This is a genomic window from Burkholderia sp. AU45388 (genome assembly GCF_030481585.1).
GTDB lineage: Bacteria > Pseudomonadota > Gammaproteobacteria > Burkholderiales > Burkholderiaceae > Burkholderia > Burkholderia sola.
In genome coordinates this window covers 19,498-34,486 of record NZ_JAUJPV010000039.1, presented here as the reverse complement: position 1 = coordinate 34,486, position 14,989 = coordinate 19,498, and the positions used below count along the sequence as shown (strand labels likewise).

16 protein-coding genes are annotated in these 14,989 nt (G+C 67.9%); 8 read left to right on the top strand and 8 right to left on the bottom strand.

The features are described from left to right. Window positions 1–200: 200 nt before the first annotated feature. A complete protein-coding gene (locus QZM72_RS34370) occupies window positions 201–749 on the bottom strand; it encodes a GNAT family N-acetyltransferase (RefSeq protein ID WP_089466998.1) in 549 nt (182 codons plus the stop codon). Between the two features lie 51 nt (window positions 750–800). After that, a complete protein-coding gene (locus tag QZM72_RS34365) occupies window positions 801–1,421 on the bottom strand; it encodes a helix-turn-helix domain-containing protein (protein ID WP_089466999.1) in 621 nt (206 codons plus the stop codon). 147 nt (window positions 1,422–1,568) lie between these two features. Here QZM72_RS34365 and QZM72_RS34360 point away from each other — a divergent pair, with 147 nt between their 5' ends. Beyond that, the gene (locus tag QZM72_RS34360) at window positions 1,569–1,805 is read left to right on the top strand and encodes a ParD-like family protein (protein ID WP_301740326.1); all 237 of its coding nucleotides are present in this window, start codon (window positions 1,569–1,571) and stop codon (window positions 1,803–1,805) included. Beyond that, on the top strand, window positions 1,805–2,611 hold the full coding sequence (gene map, locus QZM72_RS34355) for a type I methionyl aminopeptidase (protein ID WP_301740325.1): 807 nt from the start codon (window positions 1,805–1,807) through the stop codon (window positions 2,609–2,611). The genes QZM72_RS34360 and map overlap by 1 nt, the downstream gene beginning before the upstream one ends. Before the next feature lie 103 nt (window positions 2,612–2,714). Here map and QZM72_RS34350 read toward each other — a convergent pair whose 3' ends face one another. Both QZM72_RS34350 and QZM72_RS34345 read right to left on the bottom strand, forming a co-directional pair. Then, entirely contained in the window at window positions 2,715–3,218 is a 504-nt protein-coding gene (locus QZM72_RS34350; RefSeq protein ID WP_301740324.1) for a GAF domain-containing protein, read from the bottom strand. Between the two features lie 102 nt (window positions 3,219–3,320). After that, a complete protein-coding gene (locus tag QZM72_RS34345) occupies window positions 3,321–4,238 on the bottom strand; it encodes a LysR family transcriptional regulator (protein WP_301740323.1) in 918 nt (305 codons plus the stop codon). 111 nt (window positions 4,239–4,349) lie between these two features. Here QZM72_RS34345 and QZM72_RS34340 point away from each other — a divergent pair, with 111 nt between their 5' ends. Together QZM72_RS34340 and QZM72_RS34335 are read left to right on the top strand one after the other, a co-directional pair. Then, entirely contained in the window at window positions 4,350–5,216 is an 867-nt protein-coding gene (locus QZM72_RS34340) for a pirin family protein (protein WP_301740322.1), read from the top strand. 134 nt (window positions 5,217–5,350) lie between these two features. Continuing rightward, window positions 5,351–5,842, top strand: a complete 492-nt coding sequence (locus QZM72_RS34335; protein WP_089467004.1) for a GNAT family N-acetyltransferase — start codon at window positions 5,351–5,353, stop codon at window positions 5,840–5,842. 22 nt (window positions 5,843–5,864) lie between these two features. Here the strand turns inward: QZM72_RS34335 and QZM72_RS34330 are convergent, their stop codons facing one another. From QZM72_RS34330 to QZM72_RS34320, 3 genes are read right to left on the bottom strand one after another with little or no spacing between them, the layout of a single operon-like run. Then, window positions 5,865–6,734 carry a cytochrome c oxidase assembly protein gene (locus QZM72_RS34330; RefSeq protein ID WP_301740321.1) on the bottom strand — a complete coding sequence of 290 codons (870 nt, stop codon included), beginning with the start codon at window positions 6,732–6,734 and terminating at the stop codon, window positions 5,865–5,867. A 10-nt stretch (window positions 6,735–6,744) separates the two neighbouring features. Continuing rightward, a complete protein-coding gene (locus tag QZM72_RS34325; RefSeq protein WP_301740320.1) occupies window positions 6,745–7,191 on the bottom strand; it encodes a copper chaperone PCu(A)C in 447 nt (148 codons plus the stop codon). Between the two features lie 8 nt (window positions 7,192–7,199). Beyond that, window positions 7,200–7,814, bottom strand: a complete 615-nt coding sequence (locus QZM72_RS34320) for an SCO family protein (protein WP_367620053.1) — start codon at window positions 7,812–7,814, stop codon at window positions 7,200–7,202. Between the two features lie 327 nt (window positions 7,815–8,141). On the opposite strand from QZM72_RS34320, the gene otsB reads away from it, so the two are divergent. Together otsB and otsA are read left to right on the top strand one after the other, a co-directional pair. Beyond that, window positions 8,142–8,894, top strand: coding sequence for a trehalose-phosphatase (gene otsB, locus QZM72_RS34315; protein ID WP_089467008.1), 753 nt, complete (start codon window positions 8,142–8,144; stop codon window positions 8,892–8,894). After that, the gene (gene otsA, locus QZM72_RS34310) at window positions 8,891–10,276 is read left to right on the top strand and encodes an alpha,alpha-trehalose-phosphate synthase (UDP-forming) (protein WP_089467009.1); all 1,386 of its coding nucleotides are present in this window, start codon (window positions 8,891–8,893) and stop codon (window positions 10,274–10,276) included. Before otsB ends, otsA begins: the two co-directional genes overlap by 4 nt. An 84-nt stretch (window positions 10,277–10,360) precedes the next feature. Here the strand turns inward: otsA and QZM72_RS34305 are convergent, their stop codons facing one another. Then, entirely contained in the window at window positions 10,361–12,193 is a 1,833-nt protein-coding gene (locus QZM72_RS34305) for an ABC transporter ATP-binding protein (RefSeq protein WP_089467010.1), read from the bottom strand. A gap of 559 nt (window positions 12,194–12,752) precedes the next feature. Between QZM72_RS34305 and QZM72_RS34300 the strand changes: the two genes are divergently transcribed. Then, window positions 12,753–13,817, top strand: coding sequence for a glycosyltransferase family 4 protein (locus tag QZM72_RS34300; RefSeq protein ID WP_006476459.1), 1,065 nt, complete (start codon window positions 12,753–12,755; stop codon window positions 13,815–13,817). Between the two features lie 239 nt (window positions 13,818–14,056). Continuing rightward, complete coding sequence (locus tag QZM72_RS34295; RefSeq protein WP_089467011.1) at window positions 14,057–14,857, top strand: hypothetical protein; 801 nt, start codon at window positions 14,057–14,059, stop codon at window positions 14,855–14,857. Window positions 14,858–14,989: the final 132 nt, after the last annotated feature.

Here is a 14,989-nt window from a genome sequence, read left to right as displayed (position 1 = left end):
CTACGTCTGGTCGCGCTACTCAAAGAAGAACGGCCCGCTCGAAAATTCGAGCGGGCCGTGAAGGCCGTGCCAAAACGCTATGCCGTCCGCGTCCTTAAAAAGAACCTTAACTGAACGGCATTACCGCTTCGGCGGGGCTTTTCTTTTTGCATCGCCGGAAAGCCGTCGCGCACGATGCATGCGACGGCCACCACGCGAGATCACCCATCCACCGGCTGCGCCGGCGTCTCGAGCTTCAACTGATAGAACGCCGCGTCGAGCCAGCGGCCGAACTTGAATCCCGCCTCCGCGACCGTGCCCGAGTGCGCGAACCCCAGCTTCGTATGCAGCGCGATGCTGCCGGCATTGGCCGCGTCGATGCAGCCGACCAGTACGTGCACTTGCGCGTCGCGCGCACGCCGCACCACTTCGCGCAACAGCAGTTCGCCGAGCCCGCGCCCGCGCTGATCGTTGCGCACGTAGACGCTGTGTTCGACCGTGTACTTGAAGGCCGGGAACGCGCGGAACGTACCCCAGCTCGCGAAGCCGAGCAGCGTGCCCGCTGCGTCGACGGCGCCGATGACCGGAAAACCGCCCGCGCGCTTCGTCGCGAACCACGCGACCATCGCTTCCGGCGGGCGCGGCTGGTAGTCGTACAGCGCGGTCGAGTTCACGATCGCGTCGTTGAGAATCTCGAGAATGGCCGCTGCGTGCTCGGCCTCGCTGCAATCGATCAGGCGCACGTCGTCGCGCTGTGTCGGGGCATTCATACGGGTTCCTTCCTGTTTGGCTTTAAACCGGTGGTGCGCACGATGCGCGCATCACGCGCTTCGCATGCCGGCGGCGGACGCATCGCAGATCGCGACGACATAGCGCGCGGCATGCGACGACGGATTGCTGAAGATCAGCGGCCGGTCAAGCCGCATGGCGAGGCAGTCGCCTTCGCGAAGTTCGTGAAGCGAATCGCCCAACGTGACGTCGACGCGGCCGCTGATGATCCACACCTGCTGATGCAGCGCGCTTTCGCGTCCGCCGCTGTCGTACGCGACGCGCGCGCCGGGCGGGAAATCGACCTCGACGAGCTGGATCGGCGACGGCCAGCCGGCCGGCGACAGGTTGCGCCGCACATAGCCGGACGCCGGGTCGCGCCATTCGGCCTGCTGCCCGCGCCGTGCGAGCGGCTGGGCGGGCGCGTCGTCCCGGTCGCCGCCGAACAGCCCGGCCAGCGATACGCCGAGGCCGGCCGCGAGCTTGTCGAGTACGACGGCCGTCGGGCTGGCCGACGCGCGTTCGATGAGCGAGATCATCGAACGGCTGACGCCGGAACGCGCGGCCAGCGCGTCGAGCGTGTAGCCTCGAACGGCGCGCAGGTCGCGCACGCGCCGGGCAATGCGCTCGTTGATGCCGGTATCGTCGGCCGTGGTGTTCGCTGATTCTTTCATGATGGATTGATTTTCCAGCAAACTGGAATTCAATGTCAACGGCATTTCCCGCGGCGGGGCGGCGGGAGGTGGGATACGAACGGCTTGTCCGGTCGTCGTGCGTGGCGTAATATACGAAACAACTACGTTTCGTTTAATTGGGGATATATGGGTATCATCAAGATTTCCGAGCACATGCATGAGCGGCTGCGCTCGACGAGCACGGCGCTGAGCCGTTCGATCAACGCGCAGGCCGAACACTGGCTGCGCGTCGGGATGCTGGCGGAACTCAACCCGGCGCTGTCCTACGGCGACATCTGCAAGATGTTGATCGAGGCCGAGGCGCGGGGCGACGACGTGGGGCCGGCCGAGACGGTCGCGCCAGGCATCGAGCAGGTGGCGTAATGGCGAAACGCGAAATCCCGATCCGCGGTGCCGCGGAAATCGCCAAGTCGCGCGAAGCCGCGAAGCTCGCGTCGCAGGTGCTGACGATGATCACCGAGCACGTGAAGCCGGGCGTCACCACCGACGAGCTGGATGCGCGCTGTCGCGAATACATCGTCGACGAGTTGGGCGCGATCCCCGCGAACATCGGCTACCACGGTTACCCGAAGACGCTGTGCACGTCGGTGAACCACGTGGTCTGTCACGGCATTCCGACGTCGCGGCCGATGCGCGACGGCGACATCGTGAACCTCGACATCGCGGTGATCAAGGACGGCTGGTTCGGCGATACGAGCCGCATGTATTTCGTCGGCGAACCGAACGAGCTCGCGCGGCGGCTCGTCGTGTCGACCTACGAGGCGATGCATGCCGGCATCCGCGCGGTGCGTCCCGGCGCGACGCTCGGCGATGTCGGCTATGCGATCCAGCAGGTCGCCCATCGCGAAGGGTTCAGCGTGGTGCGCGAGTATTGCGGGCACGGCATCGGCGACGTCTATCACGACGAGCCGCAGGTGCTGCACTACGGTCGCCCGGGCACCGGCCTGCCGCTACGGCCGGGGATGATCTTCACGATCGAGCCGATGCTGAACGCGGGCAAGCGCGACACGCGCGTGCTGGCCGACGGCTGGACCGTCGTCACGGCGGACCATTCGCTGTCCGCGCAATGGGAGCACATGGTCGTGGTGACGGAAACGGGCTTCGAGGTGCTGACCGACGACGCGAAGCCGCAGGCGTTCGCGGCGCTGTCGGGCTCGCACGCGGCCTGACGCCGGCCGTGCGTCGCATGCGGCGGCGCGGTGTTGCAATGAAACGGGCCCCTTTGCGGGGCCCGTGTCGTTCGCGGCGACCAGCGCCGCGACGCCGCGATGCTTAACCGCGGGCCTTTTGCCACGCGTGTTCGACGAACACGCGGCACAGCGCTTCCATTCCTTGGCGGTCTTCGTCGTCGAAGCGCGCGGCGACCGGGCTGTCGACGTCCCATACGCCGATCAGCGTGCCGTCGCCGGCCACCAGCGGCACGACGATTTCCGATTCGGACGCCGCATCGCACGCGATATGGCCGGGGAAGTCGTGCACGTCGCGCACGACCTGCGTCTCGCGCGTCTGCGCGGCCGTGCCGCACACGCCTCTGCCGAGCGCGATCCGCACGCACGCGGGCTTGCCCTGGAACGGGCCGACCACGAGCTCGGCGCCGTCGAAGAAGTAGAAGCCGGCCCAGTTCAGCCGATCGAGCGAGTGATAGACGAGCGCGGAGAAATTCGCCGCGTTCGCGGTCAGGTCGCGTTCGGATTCGACGAGCGCGCGTGCCTGCTCGACGAGCGTCGCGTATTGATCGGCTTTGGAGGCGGTAGGGTCGTTGGACAGCGTGAACATGGCGGGAAAGCGATAGGGGTTGAAAAATGCGCACTGCGCGTACCGCAGTCTACGGCACGCGCGGGCGCTCTGCAGCGCATGGCTGTGTGCGATGCGGCGCGCTCAATCGGGTTCGAGTTCGGCGAACCGCTCGGCCAGAAAGTCGAGCAGCGCCCGCACCGCGGGCAGCAGCCCGCGGCGCGACGCGAACACCGCGTGCACGATTTCGCGACGCGGCGCCCAGTCCGGCAGCACCGTGACCAGTTCACCGCGCGACACCTCGTCGCGCACCATCATCGTCGGCAACTGCACGACGCCGACGCCTGCGGCGGCCGCCGTGCGCAGCGCGAGCATGCCGCCCGTCACGAAGCGCGGCTGGTGATGGATCTCCGCGTGCGCGCCGTCGGGCCCGCGCAGCCGCCACACGTGCGTGGACTGCGGCACGCCGTGGTCGAGGCTCGGCAGGCGCGTCAGATCGGCGGGAACGGCCGGCACGCCATGCTCGCGCAGCAGCGCAGGGCTCGCGACGAGGCACTGGCCGCGCTCGGCGAGCACGCGCAGCGCGAGATCGCTGTCCTCGAGCGGCGGCGGCCGCACGCGGATCGCGACGTCGATCCCTTCGCCGACCACGTCGACGCGCCGGTTGGTCGCTTCCAGGTGGATCTCGACGCGCGGGCACGCGGCCATGAACGCGGCGATCATCGTGCCGACCAGCGAATCGAGCAGCACGATCGGGCAACTGACGCGCACGATGCCGCGCGGCTCCTCGTGCAGCAGTGCGATCGCCTCGTCGGCGGCATCGGCCTCGACGAGCATCGCGCGGCAATGCGCGTAATAGGTCTGGCCGACGTCCGTGACCGTGAAGCGGCGTGTCGAACGCTGGATCAGCCGCATCCCGAGCCGTGCCTCGAGCAGCGCGATGCGGCGGCTCAGCTTCGATTTCGGCATGTCCAGCGCGCGCCCGGCCGGCGCGAAGCCGCCATGTTCGACGACCTGCACGAAGTAGTAGAGATCGTTCAGATCCCGCGCTTTATCGTTCATGAAATGGAACGCTGAGTGCGATTTCGGCAGTCTACCGGATCGATCGTTCCATCTCTATATTGTGACTCATGGATGCGAAACACGGGTTTCGCCGCAATATGGAGAGGGGCAATGAAGAAGATCCAGGGTGTGTACAGTGCGCCGCGCGGCCATTGGGTCGGCGACGGGTTCCCGGTGCGTTCGATGTTCAGCTACCAGTCTCACGGCACGCACCTGAGCCCGTTCCTGCTGCTGGATTACGCCGGTCCGGCGACGTTCGAACCGGCGAGCGCACCGCGCGGCGTCGGCCAGCATCCGCACCGCGGGTTCGAGACGGTGACGATCGTCTATGACGGCGAAGTCGCGCACCGCGACTCGACGGGTGCGGGCGGCACGATCGGCCCGGGCGACGTGCAGTGGATGACGGCCGCGAGCGGGATCCTGCACGAGGAATTCCACTCGGAGGCGTTCACGAAGCGGGGCGGCCCGCTCGAGATGGTGCAGCTGTGGGTGAACCTGCCCGCCGCGGACAAGATGGGCGCGCCCGGCTACCAGACGCTGCTGAACGCCGATATTCCGGTGGTCGAGCTGCCGGACGGCGCGGGACGCGCGCGGATCATCGCCGGTGAGTTCGACGGGCGGCGCGGCCCGGCCCGCACGCACACGCCGATCGACGTGTGGGACGTGCGGCTCGTGGCGGGCGGCCATGCGCGGTTCCCGGTCGCCGAAGGGCGGACGCTCGCGGTGGTCGTGTTGAGCGGCACCGTGCTGGTGAACGGCGAGACGGTGGCGCGCGAAGCGCAGTTCGTGCAACTCGGCCGCGACGGCAGCGACGTCGAGATCGAAGCGAACGGCGACGCGAAGCTGCTGATCCTGAGCGGCGAGCCGATCGACGAGCCGGTCGTCGGCTACGGCCCGTTCGTGATGAACTCGCAAGAGGAAATCCGGACCGCGATCGAGGACTTCAACAGCGGCCGCTTCGGCGAGATGCCGGCATGACGGCATGACGAGCAGGCCCCGCGCGATGCGGGGCCTTTTTTCGCGCACGGGCAGGCGATCGCGCGCGATAGGCGCTTCGAGGCATAATCGACGGTTGCCGCGCGCCGGCCGGCGCGCCCGAATCAGGACCGACCATGAACGCTTCCGCACCCGCCGCATCCTCGAGCACCGCCGATCTCGACTGGCGCTGGAAACCCTTCGACGCGCTGACGGCGCGGGAAATCTATTCGATCCTCGAAGCGCGCAGCGCCGTGTTCGTCGTCGAACAGAACTGCGTGTACCGCGACATCGACGATGCGGACCAGGCCGCGTGGCATCTGGCGGCATTCGATCCGGCGGGTCGCCTGGCCGGCTATCTGCGCGTGCTGCTGCCGGACGCGCAGCACACCGACGTGCGCATCGGCCGCGTGCTGACGACCGCCGCGTTTCGCGGCGCCGGCCTCGGCAACGGGCTGCTGTCGCGCGCGCTCGAGCATATCCGCGCGCAATGGCCGGACACGCCGGTGAGCCTGCATGCGCAGGCCCACTTGCAGCGTTTCTACGGGGCATTCGGCTTCGCGCCGAGTTCGGACGTGCACGACGAGGACGGCATCCCGCACGTGTGGATGAGCAGCGCGCGCGCGTGACGCGCGCCGCGCTGCGCGGCGGTCAGTGCGCGGTGCGCGCGACCGATGGTGGGTCCCCGCGCTGCGCGACCCGCTCGCCGATCAGGCGCCCGCGCGCGGATAGTCGCAGCCAGTGCCGCAGTGCGATCAGCGCACCGATCACGCTCATCATCGAGCCGGGAATCCACAGCAGCAGGCCGCCGATCTGCTGGTCGCGCAGCGGGCTCAGCCACGTGAACGCGCGGCCGCAGATCGAGTAGATCGGATACAGCTCGTGCGGCGTGAAGAAGATCAGCGCGCCGAGCGCGATCTGCGGCGGGATCGCCGCGACGACGATCAGGATCCGGCGGCCCGGCGACAGCCGCGCGGGCGGCGCGGGACGCGGATCGACGACGAGCCACCAGAACAGCAGCCCATCGATCACCATGCTCCAGTTCATCACGCGATACAGACGCCAGTCGAGCATCGCGATGAAGTGGATCGGCGACAGCAGCCAGAAATAGATCAGCCCGACGAACAGCACGACCGCGACGACCGGATGGAACACCACGTCGAGTGTCGCCCGTACCGGCGCCCACGCGAGCGCGGGGTGCACGAAGCGCTGCCGCCAGCGGAACGGAATGCCCGCACGGATCGCCGCGCCCGGGTAGGACAGCGCGATGAAGAACGGCCCGAGGTGATGCAGCACGAGGTGCTGCGCGCGGTGCATGAAGAATTCGTGCTCGAAGAAATAGTCGAGCCGCGTGTGCAGCGCGATGTAGAGCGCCGTCAGCCCGAACCAGAACGAGAACTGCCGCAGCGGCGACACCTTCGCCTTCTTCACGCCGCGCGCGAACAGCACGGCGGCCGTCAGCACCGCGATGACCACGGTCGGCGACGGTTCCCACGGATCGAGCCAGTACAGGACGTTCATCGCGCGCGCATCACTTCGTCTTGGCCGGCGATTTCACGGCGAACGGCGTGTCGACCGTTTCGCCGTCGGAGAACTTCAGGCGCAGGTGCACGGTGTCGCCCGGCTTGATCGCGTGCTTCGGCTCCTCGAGCATGAAGTGATAGCCGCCCGGCGCGATGTCGACCTTGCCGCGCGCGGGGATCGTCAGCTTGTCGACCATTTCCATCTTCTGCGTCGAGCCGTTCGATACCGTCTGGTGCAGCATCGCCATCCCGTAGTCGGGACTGTCGACGTCGACGAGATCGATCGGCTTGTCGCCGGTGTTCACGAGCGTCACGTAGCCGCCCGCGGGCAGCTTGTTCGGCAGCCAGCGCACCCAGGCGTTCTGCGCGCTGATCGCGCCGGCGGCATACGCGTGGGCGCCCGCGCACAGCGCGGCGACGAGGGCGAACGTCTTGAGGGTCGTTTTCGTGTTCATGGCGGAATTCAGGTCGTGGGGGCGGGGTCGATGATCCGGCGCACATCGGCGGCGATGGCGTCGGGCGAATCGCGATCGGTCGCGAGCAGGCGCGCACGGCCGGTCGCGTCGAAGATGTAGACGGCCGAGCTGTGCGTCACTTCGTAGCCGCCGGACGGATCGCGTTTTTCCATCTGGTACGCGACGCGATAGCGCTTCGCGAGGGATTCGATCTGGCGGTCGGTGCCGGTCAGGCCGCGCGCATGCGCGGCGTCGAACGCGGCGACATAGGATTGCATCGCCTGCGGCGTATCGCGTGCGGGATCGACCGAGACGAACAGGATGCGCACGTTGTCCGCCTGCGGGCCGAGCTTCGCCAGCACTTCCATCAGCCGCGCCAGCGTTTCGGGGCAGACGTCGGGACAGTGCGTGTAACCGAAGTAGACGAGCGCGACGCGGCCGCGGAACGCATCGGCGTCGACGGGACGGCCGTCGCCGCCCGTCAGCTCGAACGACAGGTCGGGCAGGTGGCCGGTGACGTTGGTCAGGTTCCAGCGCGGCTCGTCGTGCGTGCACGCGGCGAGCGCCACGGCGGCGGCGAGGGCCGCGGCCGTGCGGATGAGGCGGGAGAGGCGGGACGGCATCTTAGGGACCGTTTCCATATGGAACGCGCATGCGAATGTCCGAAATTGCTCATAGGGCAAGGAGTAAGGAGCGCCGTTCGGCCGCGCCGAACGAGCGACGCGCGGCAGGCGGTTGCGACTGTAGCGCAATTCGCGCGCCCGCGTCCTTTCGAAACCAATACGGCGCGGGCGAGCGGGGCAATATGTCGCAGTTGACGCGGCGGGCGGAGCGATGTTCGCGTGGCCCCGGTTTCGCCCATCTGGGGGCGCAGGCGCGGTAAGATGCGCACAACTCCATTCGCGCAGCGGCGCCCGGCATTTTCCGGTCGCCCTCAGACTATCGAATCGATGCAATCCGTTCCGGCTTCCCTGTCCCTGACCGACACCGCGTTCTTCTTCGACTTCGACGGCACGCTCGTCGAGCTGGCGCCGACCCCCGACAGCATTCACGTTCCGCCGTCGCTGCCGACGCTGCTCGACGAGTTGTCGCGCCGCTCTCACGGCGCGGTCGCGGTCGTGTCCGGTCGCGGGATCGACAACCTCGACACGTTCCTGAAGATGCCCGGCCTGCCGATCGCCGGCCTGCACGGCGCGGAGCGCCGCGACGCGAACGGCGACACGCAGCGCATCGGCTTCAACGACGAGCGCCTGCTGCGCATCGAGCGCGAGCTTGCCGGCGTGGTCGACCGCCATCCGGGCATGCTGCTCGAAATCAAGGGCGCGGCCGTCGCGCTGCACTTTCGCAATGCGCCCGAGCGCGAGGCGGTGGCGCGCGAAGCGGCCGAGCGCCTCGTCGCCGACTATCCGGATGCGTACGTGCTGCAGCCGGGCAAGATGGTGTTCGAGATCAAGCCGAAGGGCGTCGACAAGGGGCGTGCGCTGGCCGCTTTCCTAGACGAGCCGCCCTTTGCGGGCCGCGTGCCGCTGTTCGCGGGCGACGACCTGACCGACGAGAAGGGCTTCGCGGTGGTCAACGCGCGCGGCGGCCTGTCGATCAAGGTTGGCGCGGGCGAGACGTCCGCGCGGATGCGGCTCGATTCGGTCGACGCGCTGCATGAGCAGATCGCACGCTGGCTCGGCGCGGGGCAACCGCACGCATGAGCCGGCTCATCATCGTTTCAAACCGCGTCGCGCCGATTTCGGAAGGCGAACCGGCGGCGGGCGGTCTCGCGATCGGCGTCTACGACGCGCTGAAGGAAACCGGCGGCATGTGGTTCGGCTGGAGCGGCGAAGTGGTCGCGTCCGGCGCGCCGCAGCCGCAGATCCGCATCGAGGAGCGCGGGCCCGTGACGTTCGCGACCGTCGGGCTGACGCGCCGCGATTACGACCAGTACTACCGCGGTTTCTCGAACGCGACGCTGTGGCCCGCGTTCCATTACCGCGCGGACCTGATCCAGTACGACCGCCACGAATTCGACGGCTACCGCCGCGTCAACGTGTGGCTCGCGCAGCAGCTCGTGCCGCTGCTGCAGGACGACGACGTGATCTGGGTGCACGACTATCACCTGATTCCGTTCGCCCGCGCGCTGCGCGATGCGGGCGTGAAGAACCGCATCGGCTTCTTCCTGCACATCCCGTTTCCGGCCGCGCAGGTGCTCGTCAACGTGCCACCGCACCGCGAGCTCGTCGAGTCGCTGTGCGCGTTCGATCTGCTCGGCTTCCAGACCGAGCCCGATCTGCGCGCGTTCTGCGACTACGTCGAGTTCGAGGCGGACGGCGAAGTCGAGTACGACGGGCACACGGTGCGCGTACGGGCGTTCGGCCAGACGTTGCGCGCGGCCGCCTATCCGATCGGCGTGTATCCGGACGAGATCGCGTCGCTCGCGCAGGCGGGCGAGCACGGCAAGGCGGTGCGCACGCTCGCGACGTCGCTGCGCGGGCGGCAGCTGATCATGAGTGTCGACCGGCTCGATTATTCGAAGGGGCTCGTCGAGCGCTTCAGGGCGTTCGAGAAGCTGCTCGAGCATCAGGCGTCGATTCGCAACCGCGTATCGTTCCTGCAGATCGCGCCGTCGACGCGCGCGGACCTGCGCGCATACCAGGACATCCGGCTGCAGCTCGAAGCGGAGTCGGGGCGCATCAACGGGCGCTATGCGGAGCTCGACTGGGCGCCGATCCTCTACATTCACCGCCAGTACGACCGGCAAGTGCTGGCCGCGCTGTACCGGCTCGCGCGCGTGGGGTTCGTCACGCCGCTGCGCGACGGGATGAACCTCGTCGCGAAGGAGTACGTGTCCGCGCAGAATCCGGACGATCCGGGCGTGCTCGTGCTGTCGCGCTTCGCGGGCGCCGCGCGTGAGTTGACGGGCGCGCTGATCGTCAATCCGATCGATATCGACGGGATGGCCGATGCACTGTCGCAGGCGCTGACGATGCCGCTCGCCGAACGGCGCGCGCGCTACGCGGACATGATCGCGCAACTGCGCGAGAACAACGTGTCGGTGTGGCGGGACAATTTCCTGCGCGATCTGCAGCAGGTCTGATCCCGTCCGTTGCTGCCGCTGCAATTGAAAAAGCCGCCGTGCGTGAAGCACGGCGGCTTTTTTCGTCGGCGGGATGCCGGTGCGTCAGGCCACGCGTTCGCCGGTCGGCGCGTTGCCGTCCGGGGCCGCATGATGGCGGCCGTGCTGCTTCGCGAGCAGGTCGCGGTACAGGCCGGGGCGGTTGCGCAGCACCTCGGGCGGACCGTCGTCGATCACCTTGCCGTTGCTCATCACGATGATGCGGTCGAAGTTGCGCAGCGTCGACAGGCGGTGCGCGATCGCGATCACCGTGCGGCCGACCATCAGCCGGTCGAGCGCGCTCTGGATCGCCTCCTCGGACGCGCTGTCGAGCGCCGACGTCGCTTCGTCGAGCAGCAGGATCGGCGCATCCTTCAGGATCGCGCGCGCGATCGCGATGCGCTGGCGCTGGCCGCCCGACAGCTTGACGCCGCGGTCGCCGACGATCGTGTCATAGCCTTCCGGCATCGCCTCGATGAACTCCGCGCAGCGCGCGTCGCGCGCGGCGGCGAGCACTTCGTCGCGGGTCGCGTCGGGGCGGCCGTACGCGATGTTGTCGTAGATGGTCCGGTGCAGCAGCGAGATGTCCTGCGGCACCAGCGCGATCGCGTGGCGCAGGCTGTCCTGCGTGATGGCCTTCACGTCCTGGCCGTCGACCTTCACGACGCCGTCCTGCGTGTCGTAGAAGCGCTGCAGCAGCGCGAGCACGGTCGATTTGCCCGCGCCCGACTTGCCGATCAGGCCGACGCGCTGGCCTGGCTCGATATGCAGGTCGAAGTGGTCGAGGATCGCGCGACGGTGCGGGTACGCGAACGTCACGCGCTCGAAGTCGACGCGGCCGCCCGTGGCCGACAGCGGCTGCGCGTCGGAGCGGTCCGGCATCCCGTGCGGCTCGAGCAGCGTCTTCACCGCTTCGGACAGGCGTGCGACGTGCTGCGTGACGTCGACGAGCGCGACCGCGAGATCGCGCGTGCCGTGCAGGATCGTGAAGCCGAGCGAGCTGACGAGCACGATGTCGCCCGACGTCGCGCGGCCCTGGTCCCACAGCCACAGCGCCCAGCCGAGCAGGCCGGCGGACAGCATCGCGGTGATCACCGCGTGCAGCAGGCGCAGTTTTTCGAGATAGAGCAGGCTTTGCTGGCGCGCGTCCATCTCGGCCTTCACCGTCGCGCTGAAGCGCTTCTGTTCGCGCAGCGTCATCCCGAACGCGCGCACGAGGCCCATGTTGCCGATCACGTCGACGAGCTCGCCGTCGACCGCCGCGGCCTTCGCCGCGAACGCATGGTGGCGCGCGGAGCCGCGGCCGGCGAGCTTGAACAGGATGACGGACAGCACGGCCGAACAGCCGAGCAGGCCGGCCGCCATCAGCGGATTGACGACGATGATCATCAGGATCGCGCCCATCACCGCGATGCACGGCGGCAGCACGTTCCACGCCATCGTGTTCTCCGACGTGTAGACCGCGTTCGACGTGGCCGTGATGCGGCTCGCGAGCGTGCCCGGCTGCTTCTCCGAGTAATACGTCGGCGAATGGCCGATCAGGTACTGGAACAGGTCGCGCCGCAGGTCGCCCGTGACCGCGACGAACGTGTGCGCGGCGACCCAGCCGCCGACGCGCCACAGCATGTTGTCGGCCGCGATCAGCCCGACGAGCAGCGCGAACGCGCTCCACAGCGGGCCCGGGTGATGGCGTCCGGTCGCGAGCACGTCGATCAGGTGCTTGATCGCATATTGCGAGCCGAGCGCGCAGCCGACGGCGGCCAGCACGCTGCAGAGCACGATCAGGTGCGCGACGGGGTGGAGGCGGATGTAGCGGAACAGGAACGCGATCGGCCGATGCGCGTAGCTCGACAGCTTCGCGTTGTGGGCGTTGCGCTGGGCGGGGGTGAGAGATTCCAAAATATGCGTGCGGTGATTCGGTGAGTGAGCGTGGCGGCTGGGTTGCAGGCCGGCGTTCGCCCGGACTGAATAATCCGGCATTGTAAACAACGCCGCGCGTCGCGCTGCGCGAATCTTGCCTTGGCCAGGGGCTCGCGCTCGATTTTGAGATAAAATCCGGCATCCCGTCGTGTGCCGGAATCACGCTGCCGGCAGCTGCGGGTTAACAAGGATCGCCAAAACGGCCTTCCACTCTAGAACGGACGCCCGAGTCCGCGGGTTGCAAAGTGTTGCGCCTTTGTAACAAAGTAAAGTGTTTGAAATGTCGTGCGCCGTATCGGGAATAACCCTAGATAATCGGCTCCGGGTTCGATTCCAGGTTTTTTTACGAACCCCTGTCAACGGGTCTTCGTTTCAAACGTTCTATGCCTGTCGCGTCGCCGACGCTCCTTGAGCAGCGCGGGTTCGACGCCCCCGGCAGGCTGAGTCGTCCGAGGTTCGGACGACATGTTTCCAGCCCGGACCACCGGCAGGTTGCCGACCCATACCTGGTTTTTTGCCGATTTTTTAGGAGTTACGCATGCGAATCGCCCAAATCGCTCCGTTGCATGAAGCGGTGCCCCCGAAACTGTACGGTGGCACCGAGCGCGTGGTGTCCTATCTGACCGAAGCACTCGTCGAGATGGGGCATGACGTCACGCTCTTCGCGAGCGGCGATTCGCAGACTTCCGCGAAGCTCGAAGCGTGCTGGCCGCAGGCACTGCGCCTCGACCCGACGATCCGCGACGTGATGGCCCCGCACATGCTGCTGCTCGAGCAGGTGCGCCGCCGCGCGGAAGAGTTCGATGTCCTGCACTGCCACATCGACTACTACCCGTTCTCGCTGTTCTCGCGCCAGCCGGTCCCGCATCTGACGACGATGCACGGCCGTCTCGACCTGCCGGAACTGCAGCCGATCTTCAACGCGTTCAGCGACGTGCCGGTCGTGTCGATCTCCGACAACCAGCGCATCCCGCTGCCGCAGGCGAACTGGCTGTCGACCGTCTACCACGGCCTGCCGGAAAACCTGCTGACGCCGATCCCGAACGTGAAGCCGAGCTACCTCGCGTTCCTCGGCCGCATCTCGCCGGAGAAGCGCGTCGATACGGCGATCCGCATCGCCGAGCAGGCCGGCCTGCCGATCAAGATCGCCGCGAAGCTCGACAAGGCCGACCGCGCGTACTACGAAGAGAAGATCAAGCCGCTGTTCGCGCTGCCGCACGTCGAGTACATCGGCGAAATCAGCGAGTCGGAGAAGACCGAATTCCTCGGCAACGCGCATGCGCTGCTGTTCCCGATCGACTGGCCGGAGCCGTTCGGCCTGGTGATGATCGAGGCGATGGCTTGCGGCACGCCGGTGATCGCGTTCAAGCGCGGTTCGGTGCCGGAAGTGATCGACAACGGCGTGTCGGGCTTCGTCGTCGAGGACGAACTGTCGGCCGTCGCCGCGCTCAAGCGCCTCGATACGCTGCCGCGCGAGAAGGTTCGGGCCGCGTTCGAAGCCCGTTTCTCGTCGAAGGTGATGGCGCAGAACTACGTGAAGGGCTACGAGGAACTGCTGCGCCAGAAGCGCCGCACGGTGCTCCGCGAAGTCAACGCAAGCTGATCGCGGGCCGCCGCCGCGTGGCGGCGCGCGGCCGCCACGACGCCCCGTCCGGGTTTTCCGGCGGGGCGTTGTCATATCTGCGGCGCGGATGTGTTGTATTCTCGCCGCGCCCGGCGCCGAGAAGGGCCGCGGAAGCGGCCCGGCACACCATCCTGCCGTCTGTCCAGACGGTAATGTCCCTATAATGGCCGCCGTGCCGTGAAATCCGGCCCGGTACGACTATCCAGAGGAGAGCAGTCTTGGCGAGAACGAAAACCACGCGCGCAGCGCCGGCCCCCGGCGCCGGTGTGATCTTCGCGTTGCGCGCGATCGGTCTCGTGCTGCTCGCGCGCTGGCTGTTCTCGATGTCCCAGATGGGTTATCGCGCGTCGCTGTCGGCGATGATGTCGTCGCCGTGGGCATTCCTCTATCTCATCCTGATCTTCCTGCTGCTCGCGCTGCCGGGCGCCGCCGCCCGGGCCGAGCGGCCGTTCCATCCGCTGCCGCAGTGGTTGCGCCAGGCGCTGCGCGTGTTCGCGCTGATCGGTTTCCTGTTCGCCGCGTGGTCGATCGGCGCGTTCACGTGGGCGGCCGGCTGGCGCCGCGCGCTGCATGCGGTGACGGCGACCAACGGCTGGCTCGTCGCCGCGCCGGCGCTGTATGCGGCGATCGTCTGGATCTGCCGGCCGCGGCCGCTGTGGCGGACCAACGTGGCCGCGCGCCGCTTCGCGGTCGGCCGGTATGCGATCTCGCTCGACGTGCTGACGCGCACCGCGATCGTCTGGATGGAAAGCCGCAAGGTCGGCCAGTACGACGCGCGCGAACTGTCGGTGCGCTGGCCCGGCCACGCGGCGCCCGCCGCGGGCGAGCACGGCGCGCAGCCGGCGGTCGTGCCGCCGCGTCGCGGCAGCTTGTTCAATCGGCCGAAGGTGGAACTGCTGTGGGATTCGCCGGCGGCTGTCGGCCACAACCGGCAGATCGTGATGCGCACGCCGCTCGCGACCGAAGGCGACCGCGTCGCGGTGCTCGCGCTCGACGCGGCGCTCAAGCAGATCGTCTGACTGTTCGCTGCGTCCTGGATGGCGCGGGGGATAGGGACGCCCGGTTAGGGACGCCCGGTCAGGGACGCCCGGTCAGGGACGCCCGCTCAGGAGTGCCCAGCCGCGCATGACCGGGCGACCTTGCCGCCCGGT